The 18,904-nt window shown below is 35.8% G+C and carries 13 protein-coding genes; 4 read left to right on the top strand and 9 right to left on the bottom strand.

Annotated features, from left to right (window positions below; genetic code table 11):
- Positions 1-459 precede the first annotated feature (459 nt).
- The 3 genes from R2Q16_RS09055 to tgt are packed head-to-tail and all read right to left on the bottom strand — an operon-like array spanning position 460 to position 3,575.
- Positions 460-1,338, bottom strand: coding sequence for a DMT family transporter (locus R2Q16_RS09055; protein WP_316736559.1), 879 nt, complete (start codon positions 1,336-1,338; stop codon positions 460-462).
- Between the two features lies 1 nt (position 1,339).
- A complete protein-coding gene (locus tag R2Q16_RS09060; protein WP_316736560.1) occupies positions 1,340-2,443 on the bottom strand; it encodes an LptF/LptG family permease in 1,104 nt (367 codons plus the stop codon).
- 1 nt (position 2,444) lies between these two features.
- Positions 2,445-3,575 carry a tRNA guanosine(34) transglycosylase Tgt gene (gene tgt, locus R2Q16_RS09065; RefSeq protein ID WP_316736561.1) on the bottom strand — a complete coding sequence of 377 codons (1,131 nt, stop codon included), beginning with the start codon at positions 3,573-3,575 and terminating at the stop codon, positions 2,445-2,447.
- A gap of 284 nt (positions 3,576-3,859) precedes the next feature.
- Here tgt and R2Q16_RS09070 point away from each other — a divergent pair, with 284 nt between their 5' ends.
- Positions 3,860-4,906 (top strand): glycosyltransferase, encoded by a 1,047-nt coding sequence (locus R2Q16_RS09070; protein ID WP_316736562.1) that lies wholly within the window; start codon positions 3,860-3,862, stop codon positions 4,904-4,906.
- Positions 4,907-4,927: 21 nt separating this feature from the next.
- Positions 4,928-5,563, top strand: coding sequence for a 16S rRNA (guanine(527)-N(7))-methyltransferase RsmG (gene rsmG / locus R2Q16_RS09075; RefSeq protein WP_316736563.1), 636 nt, complete (start codon positions 4,928-4,930; stop codon positions 5,561-5,563).
- Positions 5,564-5,571: 8 nt separating this feature from the next.
- On the opposite strand, the gene R2Q16_RS09080 is transcribed toward rsmG, so the two are convergent.
- From R2Q16_RS09080 to R2Q16_RS09100, 5 genes are all read right to left on the bottom strand, one after another.
- A complete protein-coding gene (locus R2Q16_RS09080; RefSeq protein WP_316736564.1) occupies positions 5,572-6,786 on the bottom strand; it encodes a M56 family metallopeptidase in 1,215 nt (404 codons plus the stop codon).
- Complete coding sequence (locus R2Q16_RS09085; RefSeq protein ID WP_316736565.1) at positions 6,783-7,154, bottom strand: BlaI/MecI/CopY family transcriptional regulator; 372 nt, start codon at positions 7,152-7,154, stop codon at positions 6,783-6,785. The genes R2Q16_RS09080 and R2Q16_RS09085 overlap by 4 nt, the downstream gene beginning before the upstream one ends.
- A gap of 178 nt (positions 7,155-7,332) precedes the next feature.
- Positions 7,333-8,307 (bottom strand): M28 family peptidase, encoded by a 975-nt coding sequence (locus R2Q16_RS09090; protein ID WP_316736566.1) that lies wholly within the window; start codon positions 8,305-8,307, stop codon positions 7,333-7,335.
- A gap of 118 nt (positions 8,308-8,425) precedes the next feature.
- On the bottom strand, positions 8,426-11,959 hold the full coding sequence (gene smc / locus R2Q16_RS09095) for a chromosome segregation protein SMC (protein WP_316736567.1): 3,534 nt from the start codon (positions 11,957-11,959) through the stop codon (positions 8,426-8,428).
- Positions 11,960-12,638: 679 nt separating this feature from the next.
- Positions 12,639-14,942, bottom strand: a complete 2,304-nt coding sequence (locus R2Q16_RS09100; protein ID WP_316736777.1) for an ATP-dependent helicase — start codon at positions 14,940-14,942, stop codon at positions 12,639-12,641.
- A 285-nt stretch (positions 14,943-15,227) separates the two neighbouring features.
- On the opposite strand from R2Q16_RS09100, the gene R2Q16_RS09105 reads away from it, so the two are divergent.
- Complete coding sequence (locus tag R2Q16_RS09105) at positions 15,228-15,551, top strand: DUF493 domain-containing protein (protein WP_316736569.1); 324 nt, start codon at positions 15,228-15,230, stop codon at positions 15,549-15,551.
- 24 nt (positions 15,552-15,575) lie between these two features.
- Here the strand turns inward: R2Q16_RS09105 and R2Q16_RS09110 are convergent, their stop codons facing one another.
- The gene (locus R2Q16_RS09110; RefSeq protein WP_316736570.1) at positions 15,576-16,547 is read right to left on the bottom strand and encodes an SGNH/GDSL hydrolase family protein; all 972 of its coding nucleotides are present in this window, start codon (positions 16,545-16,547) and stop codon (positions 15,576-15,578) included.
- Between the two features lie 663 nt (positions 16,548-17,210).
- On the opposite strand from R2Q16_RS09110, the gene R2Q16_RS09115 reads away from it, so the two are divergent.
- On the top strand, positions 17,211-18,581 hold the full coding sequence (locus R2Q16_RS09115; protein WP_316736571.1) for a dipeptidase: 1,371 nt from the start codon (positions 17,211-17,213) through the stop codon (positions 18,579-18,581).
- Positions 18,582-18,904: the final 323 nt, after the last annotated feature.

An 18,904-nucleotide genomic window follows, 5' to 3' on the forward strand; every position in this document is an offset into this window, starting at 1 on the left:
ATGTATATTTTAAAGACAATTTATAGGCCGATTTTGAGCCTAAAATTGATTTCTAATTGTATTTCTTTGCAATATTTGGCAGCTTGGCACTGAAAAATAAAATTTAAAGCATAAAGTTCTTTCTTGTTTTAACTGCTTTATTTTTAGCTAATTATACGTTGTTTAAGGCTGTGTTGAGCGCAGGAGAAGGGGATTGATTATTCTGACTAAATACTCATCAGAATATTAAAATTAACCTATATAAATGGCAGCATTTTAGGAGTATTTCCTCTCTAATACTTCTAAGAATTCTAGCTTTTATAGCTATTGTTTTTTAAGGTGATTTTAGATTTTGGTAAGGATATATTAAGCCACAAAAATCATCAATATAGAATTGGCAGACTTAAAATAATTTGTGTGAATCGGGATGTGTTTTAAAGGTAAATCTACCCTCAATAATCCGGTGAAATTCCGTTATTTTTAACGGTGGTTTTTTCTGTTTTTATAGATAGGATATAAAAATACTGAAGCTAAAATAATGATAGCTCCAAGGTAAAATCCTGTGCTCATTTGTTCTTTACTTTGAAAGAAAATGTAGGCTAAAATTATTCCATAAACAGGCTCTAAGTTGGTTACTAAAGCAACACGAAATGCCGATAAAGTTCTCATTACGGATACGCCTGCAACGTAAGCAACAGATGTGCAGAATGTGCCTAAAATCACCAGATAGAACCAATCTGATGCGCTTAAATTAAATGGCATTTCAATTAACGAACCGTCGTATAAACGGTAAATTGTAATCCAGAATAAGCCGCCAATTAATTCATAAAATCCGATGATTGATGGCTCACTTTTTTGTACGAATGTAGAATTTATTGTAGAGAATAAACTTGAAGCTACTGCAGCTAAAAGGCCGAAAATGATGCCTAAAGTATACTGACTTTCGAATTTAAAAATCATATAAATCCCGGCAATGATTAATAGACCGACTAAAATATCGCCCATATAAATGGGCTGTTTTTTTATTAAAGGTTCTAAAATTGCGGTAAATAATGTGAATGAAGAAAGGCAAACAAGTGTAACTGAAACTGTAGAAACTTTAATTGCATGAAAGAAAAATATCCAGTGAATGGCCACAATTCCGCCAGTTAAAAAGAACTGGATAAATTGTTTTTTTGTAATTTTTAAACTCTTTTTTGTGATTAAAAACCAGGCAAAAAGCGTTGATGTTGCAATCAATACTCTGTACCAAACCATAGGTACTGCGTCGATTGAAATTACCTTTCCAAGCACGCCGGTGAAGCCCCAGATAAATACAGTTGCATGAAGAATAAGGAGGTTTTTTTTGTTAGCTTCCATGTTATTTTGGTGCACGTTTTAAGAGGTAAAAACCTAGCAAACCGAATACTATTGTTGGCAGTAGTACAGCTATGAATGGAGGTAAACCACCCTTTGTAGAAAACATTTGTGTAAACTGATTAAACACGATATAGGCAAAGCTTAAGAAGATGCCAATACCCAAAGAAACACCAACACCGCCACGAACTTTTCTTGAGGAAAGTGCAACACCAATCAAGGTTAAAACGAATGCTGAAAGTGGATGTAAATAACGTTTGTATTGCTCAAATTGTAAGTCGTTCATAATACCAGTGCCGCGAATTTTTTCCTTTCTTATTTTCTCTGAAAGCTCGTTTGTAGATAGGTTTTGAACCACATTGTCATAAGCAGAAAAATCATCCGGACGCATGTCTAAAATGGTATCTTTAACGTTTCCGTTTCCGTAAACCATTTTCTCTTTTAAATCATTTACATTGCGTATAGAATAATTGCTCAGCTGCCATTTACGCTTTGTCGAATCCCATTTAATGTTTTCAGCGATAATCTTTTTAGTGAGCTTATCTCCGTCAAAATTATCTAGAGAAAAGCGATAGCCATAATTGGTTTTATTATCAAAACTCTGGATATATATATAAGTCTTATTATCCAGTTTCATATGAATATTCGACTTTGTAGAAGGGTCGTTACGCTTTACGTAGGTATTTTCGAAGCTATTTTTTAAGGTGTTTGTGTAAGGAAGTATGTATAAATTCGATAATAAATTTGCCGAAAAGATGATTGTAGCTGATATGAAATATGGCCATAGAAATCTGTTAAAACTCACACCTCCACTAAGTATTGGTACAATTTCGGTTTGGTCGGCCATTTTTGCCGTGAAGAATATAACCGCAATAAAATTAATTAAGGGCGAAAGCATATTGATGTAAAATGGAATGGAGCCGGCATAGTATTTTGTTAAAACACCCCAGAAACTCAATCCACTTTTCAAAAAATCATCTAGTTTTTCCGATAAATCGAAAACAACAATTATAACCACAAAAATTGCAAGAGTATAAATAAATGTACCCAGGTATTTGCCGATTATAAAACGGTCGATAATTTTAAAATTTCCCCTTATTAAGCTCATTTTATAATTTATTGCCCAATACCTTTACCATTTTGTTTTTCCAGTCGTAAAACTCGCCACTAATAATCTTTTCTCTGGCCGTTTGAACCAACCAAAGGTAAAAATGAAGGTTGTGCAAGGTTGCAATTTGTGCGCCTAACATTTCATTGCTGTGTACTAGATGACGCAAATATGCCTTGCTTGTTACCAAATCAACATGTAAATCACTATCCGCTTCAATTGGCGAGAAATCATTCTCCCACTTCTTATTTCTAATGTTTATAATGCCATTTTTTGTAAAAAGCATACCATTTCTGGCATTCCTGGTAGGCATCACGCAATCAAACATATCAACACCTAAAGCGATATTTTCCAAAATATTAATTGGAGTACCAACACCCATTAAATAACGTGGTTTATCGGCTGGTAATATATCGCACACAACTTCAGTCATGGCGTACATTTCATCGGCCGGCTCTCCAACTGATAATCCGCCTATGGCATTACCTTCTCGATCCATACTTGCAATAAATTCTGCTGATTTGATGCGTAAATCCTTGTAAACGGAGCCTTGAACGATAGGGAATAAGGTTTGGTCGAAACCGTACTTTGGCTCTGTATTGTCAAAATGAGTACAACAACGCTTTAACCAACGGTGCGTCATTTTTACAGATTCTGCAGCATAGGTATAATCGCATGGATAGGGCGTACATTCGTCAAAAGCCATTATGATATCGGCGCCAATTGTGCGTTGGATATCCATTGCATATTCTGGCGTAAAAAGGTGTTTTGAACCGTCGATATGAGAGTTGAAAGTAACTCCTTCTTCTTTAATTTTTCTTACTTTACTTAACGAATAAACCTGATAGCCGCCACTATCTGTCAAAATCGGTCTGTCCCAACCTATAAATTTGTGCAATCCACCAGCCGATTCTAAAATGTCGAGTCCTGGTCTTAGATATAAATGATAGGTATTGCCTAAAATTATTTGCGCATTTATGTCATTTTCAAGCTCACGCTGATGTACAGCTTTCACTGTTCCAGCAGTGCCAACAGGCATAAAAATTGGAGTTTGTATTTCGCCATGCGCTGTCGTTACAGTTCCGGCTCTGGCTTTAGATAATGGGTCGTTAGCCTTTAAAGTAAATTTCATATAGGTTGCAAAAGTAACAAATTTACAGCAGCTATATATACAGTAAATCAGTTTAATGATTCAGGGAAACGTGCAAATGAATTGTATTTCGAATATGATTTTAATTAATATGTTGTTTTTAGATAATATTATTAATGTTTTTTCTAAAAAAGACAAGATTGCAGATTTAAAATGAGAAATTTGCGCCTGCTTATTTTAACGTTGTGATACTAACCCTGGTCGAAATCTGTTTGATTTCATTTTTTACATTTTGCCTAATCATTCAATTATATTATGCACTTTTTGTGCATTTAAAGCTTGCAAATGCGATTGTTGATGAAGTTCCTGAAATTACAAAATCACCAATAAGTGTAATTATATGTGCTCGTAACGAGATTCGCAATCTTGAAAAATATTTACCTACCATATTTAACCAAAATTATCCGGAATTTGAAGTTGTGGTAGTAAATGATAGGTCTTGGGATGGTACGGAAGAATTTCTTGAAGATTTAGAAAAGCAATACGCTAATCTTAAAGTGGTTAAAATTTTAGATAACGATAAGTTTATCGCCGGAAAAAAATTCGCTGTTACAATGGGTATAAAGGCTGCCAAATACGATTGGTTGGTTTTTACAGATGCTGATTGCGTGCCTGAGAGTGAAAATTGGCTAAGGTGTATGCAGCAACCTGCGGATGAATCGACAGAAATTGTGCTTGGTTATTCGCCATATTTAAAAAGAAGAAGTTTATTAAATGCTTTAATTCGTTTTGAAACTTTTTTTACTGCTGTAAATTATCTGGCATTCGCCTTAAAAGGAATGCCTTACATGGGCGTAGGCAGAAATATGGCTTACAAAAAATCGCTGTTTTTTAAAAATAAAGGCTTTGCGGCGCACATGCATATTCCATCTGGTGATGATGATTTATTTGTAAATGCACACGCTCATCGAGGCAATACTGAAATCAGAATTAATAAAGAGAGCCAGGTTTGGAGCGAACCTAATAAAAACTGGGCAGGTTATTTACGTCAGAAAAAACGTCATTTTGGAGCCGGGAAATTCTACAAACCGAAACATAAATTTATCCTAACTTTTCAAATTGTCTTTCAGTTTCTATTTTACACGGCCTTTGCTGCATGTATGTTTTTTAGTTTGGAAGCCAAATATATTGCTGGCGGAATTTTACTACTAAGCATTATTATAAGAAGCCTGATTTATCCAAAGCTGCTGAATCGTTTAAATTATAGAGATTTACGTTGGTGGTTCCCGATTTTAGATATACTTTTGTTCTTCTTTTTAACCCTTAATGGCTTTTTATCTATTTTTGGAAAGAAAAAAGTAAACTGGAAATAAATAATTCTGAAATACAAACACATGTCTGAAGTAAAGCCTGATATTATTCTTAAATATTTTCCTGATTTATCAGAAAAACAGCTTGCGCAATTTTCGCAATTGTTCAATTTATATAGTCACTGGAATGCGCAAATCAATGTAATTTCAAGAAAGGATATAGAAGAACTTTATGAACGTCATGTTTTACATTCGTTAGGTATAGCTAAGGTTTGTAATTTTAAAAAAGGCGAAAGTGTATTAGATGTGGGTACTGGAGGTGGTTTTCCCGGCATTCCATTAGCTATTTTATTTCCTGATACTCAATTCTATCTGGTCGATTCTATCGGTAAAAAAATTAAGGTTGTTAATGAAGTTGCTTCAGCTTTGGGCTTAGAAAATTTATGGGCAGACCATCTTCGGGCAGAGCAAATCAAGGAGAAATTCAACTTTGTGGTTTCAAGAGCAGTTACTCGTTTGGGCGAATTTTATCCCTGGATTCAAGGTAAATTTAAAAAGGAATCTTTAAACGCGATTCCTAACGGCATTCTATATTTAAAAGGTGGAGATTTAGCCGAAGAAATTAAGGAATCAAAACTGAAAGCAGAATTGTATCCGCTTTCAGCTTATTTTGAGGAAGACTTTTTTGAAACTAAGTATGTGGTTTACGTTCCACAATAGTTCTAGAATTATTTCGTGCCTGGAATTGGGTCACCGTAAATAACATCATCTTTATCATACTTTTTCTTTGCTGGTGCTGGCTCGATAGGTGGAGGTGGCGCTAATTTTATTTCTAAAACTTCTCCTTTTATTGGCTTTGGTTCAACTGGCGGAGGTGGAGGGGCAATACCTTTTTTCGGTGTCTTTGGCGGAGCTGGTGGACCTGGAACTTTACCTTTCTTTGGTGCGTCTGGTTTAACAATTGGTGGCCCTACCGGTGGTCTTGGCGGAACTGGTCTCGCTGGTTCTTCTATTACAATTTCCTTGGCTTTTGCCTTTTTTGGTGTTGTTTGCTTCGGGATAAATTTGCTGCTGATGGCTTTAGGATATAAATCCACACCATAATCTTTAGTAAATGCCATTGTTGATGCGCAAACCATAGCACCTGCAAGTGGTAGTGTAATTAACAATCTGAGCCTTGCCCATTTTGTCGATTTCTTTTGATTTAACATAGTGATTCTTTGTTTTAAAATTGATGAATTAAATATTTGGTTAGTGAGTGATAAATGCTGACTATCGTATGTATTCTGGATTAAGAACATTGCGTACTCATATCTTTCAATATCAGCGTTTGTGGTTGCTTCATCTGCAAGGAATTCATGTAAGAGTTTTACGTCTTTCTTTAGAAAATAAATTAAAGGGTTAAACCAGCTTACGATTTGCAATGCCTCGAAGAAAAGAACATCGATACTATGTTTTTGGTTAATGTGAACCAATTCATGCTTTATAACAATGTTCTTATTAGGTAAAGCAGGGTCGATAAATAGCAAACCAAAGAATGAGTAAGCGGTTCTGGTATTTGAAAGTTCAATAACTTTTATTCCGTTTTGAAACTTTACATCCTGCTTAATTAGGATAGCTATAAGATGTTTGAAACCAAATAAAAGCCTTACGAAAAGAAACAGAGCAATAATTGAATAAACCATTAGCAGTACATTTTCTAATGTAAAAAGCATTTTTGGTGCTTCTGTTTGGCTGTAAGCAACTTGCTGATATTGAATTAATGGTTTTAATAAGAATCCAATCTGCAGAAAAGGCAAAACGAACGCAAGTATTGCTGTACTTAAAAGATAAAAACGATTTGCTGCATAAAACGTTTCTTTGTGCAACACTAATCTGTAAAAAATATAGAATATTGATAAATACAGATTGGCTTCGAGTAAATAATATATCCAGTTCATCATTTATGATCTTTAAGCTTTTCAGCTAGTTTAATTATCTCATTTAATTCTTCAGTACTCATTTTTTTATCTTGCACCAGGAAAGAAACCAGGCTCTCGTAGGAGTTTTCGAAGTAATTATTCATTACCTTATTAAGCGCAAAACGCTTATAATCAGGTTCGTTTATAATAGGGAAATAAATATGGGTATTGCCGATTGCTTTGTGATCTACAAAACCTTTTCCTTCCAAAACCCTAATTACTGTCGAAACCGTATTGTAAGCGGGTTTGGGTTCTTCCATTCGTTCAATAACATCTTTAACTAATGCTTCGCCCATTTCCCAAAGGATAAGCATTACCTGTTCTTCTGCTTTTGTAAGTTCTTTTATCATCGTAACTATTTTTATAGTTTGCTTGAATTAAAGTTACTACTATTTTTATAGTTTGCAAACTATTTTTATAGTTTTTATTTAATATATTGACTATCAGATATGTTATTTGTTTTTTGGAACGATTAGACATAAAAAAACCTGCCTTGGTAGGGGCAGGTTTCTGAATTCTGAAATACGATTAGAACTTTTCTTGCTTTCGCGGATTATCCGTCATAATCATTTTATCTTTTAGCAGTTGTTGTAAGCCAGACTGTGTGTCAATGCTCTTCACTACATCTAAAACCACATTTGCTGCATTGCTGAAGAATTGTTTGGTAATGGTTTCATATTCATCGCTTGCTTTGTGGTAATCCTTATGGTCTTCAACACCAAAATAAAGAAATGGTATATTTTTAGCGTTAAATGCGCCTTGGTCGCTTTGGTTCGTCCAATCATCGTGGCCAAGTTTTGGGTCATCATGACCTAAACTTACTTTTATATTTTTTCTGTTGGTATCAATATGTTTTTTCAAATATGGATTTTTAAAAGTACCACATACATACAGTTCTCCTTTTTCACTATGGCCAATCATATCCATATTTAAGTTTACAGCAATTGTTCCAATTGGTACTGGTGGATTAGCTACGAATGCTTTTGCACCCTGTAACCCCATTTCTTCAGCATCAAAAGCCGCAAAAATTATGGTGTTATTAGGCTTATGTTTTGCAAAGTAAGCTGCAATTTTTAATAACCCGGCAGAGCCCGATGCATTATCATCCGCACCATTAAAAACTTCTTCTTTTATTACGCCCAAATGGTCGTAATGTGCCGAAACAACAATTACATTTGAACTTTTACCAGGAATGTAGCCGATTATATTAGTTCCGTTTACTTTTGCACCGCCTCTGGAATTAAAAGAAAATTCCTGTGCATAGTTTATATTTTGAGGGTAAGATTTTAGTCCCAATTTCTGAAATCTTTCTATAATATAGGCCCTCGCCATTTCAGCGCCTTTAGTTCCGGTTTTTCTGCCTTGATAAGCGTCAGATGATAGAACTTCAACATCTTTTAGCAATTGTGTATCTAATTTTGAAGTATCTGTTGAATTTTGGTTTTTTACTGATGAACAGCAGCTCAACGTAATGGCTAAGGGAATAAGGTAAAGGATTTTCATTTTTACGAATATTAAAAGCTAAAGATATTAATTATTGAGATATTGATAGGAAAACGTCGTTTTTTATCCTGTATTGCATTCAGAGCTTGCTGCTTTTAGCTTTCTGCTTCCCGCTCCTCTAAGCTGCAACCTCTCTTAAATCTACAGCAACCACTCTGGAAACGCCTTGTTCTACCATGGTAACGCCGTAAATAATATCGGTACTGGCAATGGTTCGTTTGTTGTGCGAAACAATAATAAATTGCGACTGGTCTGAAAATTTACGGATAATGTTGTTGAATTTGTCGATGTTGGTATCATCCAAAGGTGCATCAACCTCATCGAAAATACAGAATGGGGCAGGTTTTAATAGGTATAGCGAAAACAATAATGCAGTTGCCGTTAGGGTTTTTTCGCCACCTGATAACTGATTGATAGATAGTGGACGCTTGCCTTTCGGACGGGCAATAATATCAATATCGGCTTCGAGCGGATTAACCGTATCCGACAATATCAAATCGCAGCTGTCTTCATCATTAAATAGCGAACGGAACACAACAATGAAATGTTCGCGTGCCTGGGTGAAGGCTTGCATAAACTTTTCTTTTGCAGTATCATCAATCTCTTTAATGGTTTGTAAAAGGTCGCTTTTGGCAGCATTTAAGTCCTTTTTTTGGTTTTGGATAAAGGTATAACGCTCGTCCATTTCCTTGTAAGCCTCCATTGCCATTGAATTTATTGCACCAAACTCGTCCAGCTGACGCTTCATTTTTTCTACTTTCTGGCGCAGCTCGAATTCACTTTCTGTTACTTCCGTTTCTGTTTCCAATAAATCATTTATATCGATGTTAAATTCAACAGCTAAACGCTCTTTAAGTGAATTTAAGTCAATTTTTAACGTATTCTTTTTGTCCTTAATTTCTGTTAAGATGAAATCAGTTTCTTCTCTGTTTTTGCGTAAGGTGGTTAAATTGGTTTCAACTTCATTAATGTTTCCCTTGCTATCGAAATAATCCTTTTCAGCTTCTGCCAAGCCTTTTTCCATCTCTTCGCGTTGCTGATACATCTCTAAAAGTGTATCATCGCTCAAATCGGTAAGTTGTAAAGTATTCGTAATTTCGATTAGGGCTTCCTGCAGTTCTTTATCATTTAGCGAAATTCTTTTATTTAACGCTTCTTCTTGTACGAAACGATAATCTAAATCTTTCTCTAAGCCCGAAAGTTTGTTCTGTTGTTGATGAAAACGAATGTTATCCTGATTAAACTTGGTTGCTGATTCATTTACCGAGTCAGCAATTTCCTGATAGTTAATTTGTTGCTCCTGAAGGTTTAAATGGGCTTCCTGCTGATTTTTTTGAAGCATTATCAAAGCAGGCAATTTCTCAGAAAGCATTTGCTCAATCGAAACAATTTTTTGAGCGATGTCTGTTTTTCGATTTTCACTCGTAGTTATAAACTCCTGGTACTGGTCTCTACGCGTTTGAACGGAAATATGTTCGTTGTTTAATCGGTTCATTTCCTGTTGCAAAGTGGCAAGTTGGTTAACTTTGGAAGCCTCTTTTAAGTTGAAAATATTATCAGTTTCTACCGAAATTGCGGTGTTATATTGATTAATAAGCGTTTCTGATGATTTAATTTCCCTAGCTAAATTCTCTAAATTTTTTGCTCTTCCAATTCGTTTACCTTCAAATAAACCAACTGAACCGCCGGATAGCGTAAATTTGGTTTGGGCATATTTAGCATTCTTTGCAAGAATTGTAATGTTAGTGTTCGCATTTTGTTTAAACAGGTTTTCTTGTTCATTTACCGCGATGAAAACATTTTGAAGCAGCAAATTACACAGATTTTGATATTTTTTATCAACCTCAGTCACTTCTAGCGCAGAAATTAATCCTTCTTGATTAACCACAGAAGCATTTTTATCCGGAATATTTTCCAGGATGAAAAAGTTTGCCCGCCCTCTGCTTGCGTCGGTCAATAAATTTATAGCCTGAACGGCATCGGCATATTTTTCAACCACATAGTGATTCATTACCGGCTCCAGGTAATTCTCAATTGCAATGCGATAATCTTCGTCGCAAAATAAAATATCAGATAGGAGCAAGGCATTTTTAGAGAAAGAACTGTTCTTTTTCAAAAAGCGTATCGACTCCGGAAAGCCTTCTAAACTATCAACAAGTGATTTTGTTAGGTTGTATTCGTTCTGCTTTGCATCTTTTTTACGATTCTCGGCATTCAACTTTTCTTTGTTGCTGCTTAGATTAAATTCTGCATTAGACAATTTTTCCTTTAAAACTTCTTCTGCTTCTGTCAGGTTTTTAATTGTTGCCTGCTTTTCTCTCACCTGAATATCAAGCTCTGCCAAAGCGTGGTCGAAAGCCTTTAATTCCATACTTTTAGTTTCAGTATCATCCACATTTCTGTTGGTTTCCTGTACTAAAGCATCCTTTTGTATATTTAAAATATCGATTTCCTTTTGCGAGGCATAAACCTGATTTTGCAACTCACTAACCGATTTTATCAAGTTATCTGTTCTGTTTTTCTCTGTCTGTTGCTGTTCGCGTAAGGTATCAAGCGAAGCTTTTAAAGCTTTTAAATCAGATTCTACCCGATTAAAAACCTCAGTTTCTGTTAAAACCTCTTCATTAAGTCGCTTAATGTTGTATTTAATGTGGTTAACCTGGTTTTTATCTTTCTCAAGTTCGGCAGATAAGCGTGTTTCTTTTTCCTGTAAAAAGCGCATTTGCTCGTTTTTTACTTTTTTTTCGCTCTCGTAAGCTCTAATTTTCGAAACTACTTCATTGGTTGCCTTTTGTTGTACAGATAGATTTTTTTCCTGATTAATGCTTTCCAGTTTTAGTTTTTGTAAACCAGCTTCACCCGAATCTATTTGCGTACTTAATTCGGTTCTGTTAACTTGTTGGTTTTGCTCCTGGGTTTCTAAAGCAGTTAAATCTGTTCGGAAAAAAGAGATTCGATGCGCTGCCAACTGCACACTTAGTTCGCGGTATTGTTCCTTTAATTTATAGTAGCGCTCCGCTTTTTTGGCTTGATTTTCAAGTGTTTTAAGGTTTTTCTCAATCTCGAAAAGTAAATCCTCAACACGTTCTAAATCTGCTTCAGTGTCCTTCAACTTATTAAAAGTTTGCTTTTTCCTTAGCTTATATTTTGAAATTCCTGAAGCTTCCTCAAATAACGAACGACGGGAGTTCTCTTTGTTCGAGATAATCTCATCAACCATTTTAAGTTCGATAATCGAATAGCTGTCGGAACCTATGCCCGTATCTAAAAATAAATCGGTAATATCTTTTAAACGACACTGAACATCATTTAAACGATATTCACTATCACCATTTCGGTATAATTTTCTGGTGATGGTTACGGATGAATAAGCAGTTGGCAGGATATTTTTAGTATTATCAAAACTTAAGGAAACCTCAGCAAGTTGGGCTTGTTTCCTGTTTTTTGTTCCATTGAAAATGATGTTTTCCATCTTTTCAGAACGAAGTGCCCTTGTACTCTGCTCGCCCAAAACCCAACGCATCGCATCAATAACATTCGATTTTCCGCAACCATTCGGACCAACAATAGCGGTTACACCCTCATTAAAATTGATGGTTACCTTGTCGCCAAAGCTCTTAAAACCTTTAATCTCTAACTTAGTAAGTTGCATGGTTCGAATCCGGGGAAGCGGATTTCAATATTAACGATTATTTCGGGGTTTTTCAAGGTGTGTATTGTAAATGTTTAACCACTGAGTTCAATAGTTTTCCTTGGCTAGAGAAATAAGTTTGCCACGGAAGCACGGAAGTCGCGGAACTTTTTTCTCTCTTAAAGTCATTGTATACATATCAAAATAATATAGTTCCGTGTATTCCATTTTTCCGTGGCTAGAGAAATGAGTTTGCCATGGAAGCACAGAAATCACGGAATTTTTTTCTTCCTCCTGGTCATTTGTTACCTTGTATTTTATGTGACTTAATTTCCGTGTATTCCATTTTTCTGTGGCTAGAGAAATAAGTTTGCCACGGAAGCACAGAAGTCACGGAATTTTTGTCTTCCTCCGGGTCATTTGTTATCTTGTATTTTATATGACTTGATTTCCGTGTATTCCATTTTTCCGTGGCTAGAGAAATGAGTTTGCCACGGAAGCACAAAAGGCACGGAATTTTTTTCTTCCTCCGGGTCATTTGTTACCATATATTTTATGTGACTTAATTTTCGTGTATTCCGCGTTTCTGTGGCTAAAAAAATAATCCTACCACTGAGGCACAAAATTTTTGATTAAATACCCTTATAAAAAAAGCACAAAGATTTTCTTCGTGCTTTTATGTCTTTGTGGTAAATATAAATTACCTCACAATCATCAGCTTTGCAAACTTTAGTAACAGCTGCTTATTGCCCAAGCCTTGGAAAAATACAGTAGCTTTTACATCAGGCAAGCTACCTTCCAAGCTTATAATCTTTCCAAATCCAAACTTTTCGTGTTCAACCTCCATACCATTTTGAAACTCATGTGGTTGCGATGGCGCAAAGCCTGGTGTTGGAACATGTGCCTTTGCAAGCAATGAAGTCGTTTTTGGGCGAACGGGTGGAGCCGATGTTGTTGCGCTTGCCGGTTTAGGTTTACTGAAGAAATCTCTTGGTTGCGAAGTCCAACTTTTGCGTTCATCATCAAAACTGCCATCCAGGAAACCACTTTTTGTAGCTGGTTTAACGTCCAGTTCTAAAAACTTCGGATTAATTTCATTGATAAAGCGACTTGGCTCGCAGTTGGTTAAAGTTCCCCAACGGTAGCGAGATGTAGCATAAGTAATGGTTAATTTTATTTCCGCACGGGTAATGGCCACATAGAATAACCTACGTTCTTCTTCCAAATCAGAACGCGAATTAACCGACATTTGCGAAGGGAAGAGGTTCTCTTCCAAACCAACAATAAATACGTTTTTAAACTCTAAACCTTTGGCTGAGTGAATCGTCATTAAGGAAACGGTATCCTTGTTTTTGTCGCCATCCTTATCATCGTTGGTTAAAAGTGCTACATCCTGCATAAAGATATCAAGACCTTTTTCCTCAATATCTTCACGCTCGGCAAATTCCTTTATACCATTTAATAATTCCTGGATATTTTCGTACCTGCTTCTGCCTTCAACACTATCATCGCTGTATAATTCCTTTAAAATTCCGGCATGTTGCGCAATAAATAAAGCAGTTTCGTATGCATCAAGTTTCTTTGCCTCTGCAGCAAAACTCTGAATCATCATCGAAAAATCGTTGAGCTGGTTGGCCAAACGACCATCAACATAATTGTGTGCATTCGAAATTACATCCCACATGGTTTTATCATGCTGGTCGGCAGCAACAATGATTTTATCTATAGATGTATCTCCAATACCACGTTTTGGATAGTTAATCACACGTTTTATCGCTTCTTCATCCTTCGGATTAAAAGTTAAACGGAAGTATGCAATTAAATCCTTAATCTCTTTACGTTGATAAAACGACAAACCACCATATATTTTATAAGGAACATTAAGTTTCCTTAAAGATTCCTCCATCGCCCTACTTTGAGCATTTGTACGATACAAAATGGCGAAATCATGGTAATCGTAGCCTTTTAAGCTGCGTTCCTGAACAATAGATTCGGCAACTAATTTACCCTCTTCATTATCTGTAAATGCTCTCGAAACCTTAATTCTATCACCCTCTGGATTTTCTGAGAATACATTTTTCTCCAGCTGATTTTTATTATTAGCGATGATGCTGCTCGCCGCATCAACAATATTTTGTGTAGAGCGGTAATTCTGTTCTAGTTTATAGACCTTTAAATCCGGGTAATCACGTTCAAAATTTAAAATGTTTTGAATATTTGCACCACGGAAAGCATAAATACTTTGCGCATCATCACCTACAACACAAATGTTTTGGTAAGCTGCGGCTAGTTTTTTCACAATAGTATATTGCGAAAAGTTGGTATCCTGGTACTCATCTACCATTAAATACCTAAATTTTTGCTGGTATTTATTTAAAACATCCGGATGCTCTTTAAGTAAAATGTTGGTTTTGAACAGTAAATCGTCAAAATCCATTGCACCAGCCCTAAAGCAACGCTTCGCGTATTGCTCATAAATTTGCCCGATTAACGGACGCTTATTCTGAATATCTTCCGCTTGTATTTGGTCGTTAGCCTGGTATTCGCCCCAGGAAATAAGGTTGTTTTTAGCTGATGAAATCCTGCCGAAAACGAAGTTAACCGCATAAAGCTTATCGTCTAACTGCATTTCTTTCAGAATTGCACGCAAAACACTTTTGCTATCATCCGTATCGTAAATGGTAAAATTATTCGGATAACCAATTTTCTCCGCTTCAACACGTAAAATTTTAGCAAAAACAGAGTGAAAAGTGCCCATCCAAATGTTTTTAGCCTCTGCACCAACCACCTTTCCAATACGCTCACGCATATCTTTACTGGCTTTATTGGTAAAGGTCAACACTAAAATATTAAATGCATCCGTTCCACTTTGTATAAGATGTGCAACGCGATAGGTAATTACCCTCGTTTTCCCCGAACCTGCACCCGCAACAATCATTACCGGTCCTTTTGTGTTCTCAACTGCTGCTCTTTGCTGTGGGTTTAATCCTTCTAAATAATCCAAATTGGCTCCTGTTTTTACAAGCTCCAAAAATAATAAATCCAATGCGCATTAAACAAATTGTTGAGAAATAGCATCCAAAATCTTTTTGAAAAGTAAAACCTGTGTATCAAACAATGTTAGTTCTTTGCTTTGCTCATACCTGCCTAACGCAGATCTTAAGTTCAGGCCGGTATCTGCTTCGCCAAGGTTTAAGGAAATTAATAGTGCAATTATTTATGGTTTGCTACGCATTATGCCAAAATTGCATGTTGATTAATTAGGAATAGAATTTGTTAAGTGTTCTATATGGAAAATAAAAGAATAAATAATAACATAGAATTTACAGATATACCAGAAGGAACAAGCACCGACATATATGCGAATTTGAAAGAAAAGCTGGAAAGCGTTCAACAGTTTCCGGGTGTCTATTGCTTTAAATTTATCATAACTGGTGGTTTAGATAAAATTGAAGATTTACGCAAGATTTTTCCTAATGAGGAGTTTATTGAACAACCATCTAAAACGGGTAAATATGTGTCAATAACAGTAAATAAAAATGTGCAAAATGCAGATGAAGTGATTGCTATCTATAAACAAACTGCTAACATTAAGGGTATTATGACACTTTAAGGAATTGCAAAAGCTTAATAAAGCTTATCTGGAAACAATAAACTTTTTAACCGAATTGTATTGACCTGAATCTGATGATATTTTGAAGAAATAAATTCCGGCGGTAAAAGGCGTGGTGTTAATTTCTAGCGTGTGCTTACCCGTATTAAGGTAATCGTTAATAACCGTTTTAACCAATCTGCCCATCATATCGTACACCTGAACATTTATTTTATCCGGTTCAGGCAAAATAATATCAATAAAGGTTTGGGTAGATGCCGGGTTAGGATAATTCTGCGTAACCACAAACTTCAAAAATCTATCAAAAATTGCTTTGTTAATTGCGTCAAAAACTACATAACTAATTAATCTGTAGCCTCTTGCGTTAGGGTGGAACGGGTCTTGATATAAAGAAAAATCTCTACGTACAGCGGCATTAACATCTGCCAGATATATTTTATACTCAGTTGCCAGTCTTCGGTAAGCTGCATTAATATTTCTAATCGTTACATTTACTGCGAACAAATCTCTATTTCCCCTATCATCTACAAATTGAAGTGTACATATTATAGGTATAAGTTTTTGCCTTAAACTGGTTGTAATCAGCAAACGCATATTTTCTGTGGTTTCGGCAACGCTTCCAACACCTCTCGACATTGCTAAAGCATCATTAATCCCCATGTTTAACACAATAAAGCCTGTTCTGCTGGCGATGGCATTGTCAATTCTTAATAAGCCTTGGCGAGTGGTTTGTCCACCAATACCATGATTTGTTATGTTAATGATTTTGCCCGCATAGCAGTTGGAAAAATTATTTTCAAGTAAGGGTTGAAAACTTAAACCCTTAACACCTTCAACGGTACTGGCTCCGAAAGTTACGATGTTAATACTGTCTTTGGCGTAATATTGGGCAGCTTCGGGGCAGCTTACACCAACATTTGTTTGTGCTGAAACACAAATCGGTGTTAAAAACAAAAATAGAAGCAAAGCATGAGTAAAAATTGCACCTAATTTCATTCTTAATATTTCTGTATAGAGATTTTAATAAAATTTTATTAGGGCGCAATCTACCAAAAAACATATAAATATGCTATCAGTATTTCATATTTGACTTTTCCGTTTCAATTGGGAAACAATTATTAAGTACAATCCATTTTTTTGTTTCATAGGCTCGGTACGAAGTTGTGTCGACAACATTAACTGTATACACCTTTCCCTTGTTTTGAACCAATAACCAATTAAAACCATTTTTGCTGAATTTATCAAGCAAATTGCCCGCTATAACGGTTTGGGTTCTGGTTTTTTGTTTGTTGTAACTTCCTGATTGATAGGTTATTTGTGCGGATGTGGCTTTTGCGAAAAGAAAAAAAGCGAAGATTAAAAAAATCCTAATCATAGTATAAAAAATATCAAATCCCTTGCTTTGTTTAAAGCAGTTTTATATAGTTTGTTATTAAAATGTTTTTCGGGATGACGTTTTGTAATACTAAAATTGTTACAAGTAATTACAGCCATAGGGTAACTATAATTGAATACAAATATATATTAATCCAACAAAAAATATAAAAAACTGTAATTTTTACACTACAAACCTTTTGATATTTGTCAAAATATTCAATTAGGTTCTTCTTTTACTACTTCTGTTTCATAAACCCTATATTTGCCCAAATTCATTTTGTTATGCAAGAGATTAAAAATTATGTAGAAACGCACAAACAACGTTTTTTAGATGAGTTGTTCGAATTATTGCGTTTTCCATCGGTTAGTGCCGACCCGAAATACAAAGGCGATGTTTTAAAAACTGCAGATTATGTGGCTCAAAAGCTTAAAGATGCAGGTGCAGATAATGTTGAAATTTGCGAAACAGCGGGTTATCCGATTGTTTATGGCGAAAAAATTATAGATGCTTCTTTACCAACTGTTTTAATCTACGGACATTACGATGTGCAACCCGCCGACCCATTAGAGCTTTGGCACACACCACCTTTCGAACCAACTGTACGCGATGGTAAAATTTATGCCCGTGGCGCTTGCGATGATAAAGGACAGTTTTACATGCATGTTAAAGCATTTGAATTAATGATGGAAACCAACACTTTGGCTTGTAACGTTAAGTTTATGATTGAAGGTGAAGAGGAAGTAGGTTCGGCTAACCTTGGCATTTTTGTTAAGGCCAATGCAGAACGTTTGAAAGCAGATGTTGTCCTAATTTCTGATACTTCGATGATTAGCATGGAACATCCGTCAATCGAAACTGGTTTACGTGGTTTAGCTTATATGGAAGTTGAAGTTGTTGGTCCAAACCGCGATTTACACTCTGGTGTTTATGGCGGTGCAGTGGCAAATCCGGCAACAATTTTGTGCAAGATGATTGCTTCCTTACATGATGAAAACAACCACATTACTATCCCTGCTTTCTACGATAAGGTTATCGAATTAACCGATGAAGAGAAAAAAGCCTTAAATTCTGCTCCATATGATGAAGCGGAATACAAAAAAGACCTTAATATAGAAGAAGTTTGGGGCGAAAAAGGTTATTCTACTTTAGAGCGCACAGGTACTCGTCCAACTTTAGAGGTTAACGGAATCTGGAGTGGTTACATTGGCGAAGGTGCTAAAACCGTATTGCCAAGCAAAGCAAACGCGAAAATTTCTATGCGTTTGGTTCCTAACCAAAGTTCAGAAGAGATTTCGGAAATTTTTACCAAACATTTTGAAAGCATTGCGCCTAAAAATGTAAAAGTAAAGGTTACCCCTCACCACGGCGGCGAGCCAGTAGTAACGCCAACAGATAGCATTGCTTATCGTGCTGCAGAAAAAGCGATTGAAGATAGCTTCGGTAAAACAGCTATTCCAACTCGTGGTGGCGGTTCTATTCCAATTGTTGCTCTATTTGAAGATGTTTTGGGCATTAAATCGGTACTATTTGGTTTCGGCTTAGATAGCGATGCATTGCACTCGCCAAACGAAAAGTATGATATTTACAACTACTACAAAGGCATCGAAACCTTGCCATTGTTCCATAAATACTTTGCTGAATTAAGTAAGTAATTCATTTGTCGTTCTGAGCGAGCTCGGGAAACAATAAATCCCTGTTTATTTTTTAATAGACAGGGATTTTTTTTTGAAATGAATATTCTATTTTTCATAGATGCTGCAGGCCCGCCATTCGCTACAATCTTTTTGTATTCTTTCATAGGCCATTCATAATCGTCATTGTGAGGAGGAACGACGAAGCAATCTACTTAAATGGAAAATGGTCTTCGATAAACTTAGACAGACAAGCGATTTTGATAAATTAACCATTGTATGAGTTTTTTGAAAATGAACGCTCAGTTTTTCATAGATGCTGCAATCCCGCCATTCGCTACAAT

The sequence above is a fragment of the Pedobacter aquatilis genome, from assembly GCF_032678425.1.
Taxonomy (GTDB): domain Bacteria; phylum Bacteroidota; class Bacteroidia; order Sphingobacteriales; family Sphingobacteriaceae; genus Pedobacter; species Pedobacter aquatilis_B.

Excerpts from the sequence above, each read along its gene's own strand:
- R2Q16_RS09055 (WP_316736559.1), bottom strand. The coding sequence starts at position 1,338 with ATGGAAGCTAACAAAAAAAACCTCCTTATTCTTCATGCAACTGTATTT.
- R2Q16_RS09060 (WP_316736560.1), bottom strand. The coding sequence starts at position 2,443 with ATGAGCTTAATAAGGGGAAATTTTAAAATTATCGACCGTTTTATAATC.
- tgt (WP_316736561.1), bottom strand. The coding sequence starts at position 3,575 with ATGAAATTTACTTTAAAGGCTAACGACCCATTATCTAAAGCCAGAGCC.
- rsmG (WP_316736563.1), top strand. The coding sequence starts at position 4,928 with ATGTCTGAAGTAAAGCCTGATATTATTCTTAAATATTTTCCTGATTTA.
- R2Q16_RS09080 (WP_316736564.1), bottom strand. The coding sequence starts at position 6,786 with ATGATGAACTGGATATATTATTTACTCGAAGCCAATCTGTATTTATCA.
- R2Q16_RS09085 (WP_316736565.1), bottom strand. The coding sequence starts at position 7,154 with ATGATAAAAGAACTTACAAAAGCAGAAGAACAGGTAATGCTTATCCTT.
- R2Q16_RS09090 (WP_316736566.1), bottom strand. The coding sequence starts at position 8,307 with ATGAAAATCCTTTACCTTATTCCCTTAGCCATTACGTTGAGCTGCTGT.
- smc (WP_316736567.1), bottom strand. The coding sequence starts at position 11,959 with ATGCAACTTACTAAGTTAGAGATTAAAGGTTTTAAGAGCTTTGGCGAC.
- R2Q16_RS09105 (WP_316736569.1), top strand. The coding sequence starts at position 15,228 with ATGGAAAATAAAAGAATAAATAATAACATAGAATTTACAGATATACCA.
- R2Q16_RS09110 (WP_316736570.1), bottom strand. The coding sequence starts at position 16,547 with ATGAAATTAGGTGCAATTTTTACTCATGCTTTGCTTCTATTTTTGTTT.
- R2Q16_RS09115 (WP_316736571.1), top strand. The coding sequence starts at position 17,211 with ATGCAAGAGATTAAAAATTATGTAGAAACGCACAAACAACGTTTTTTA.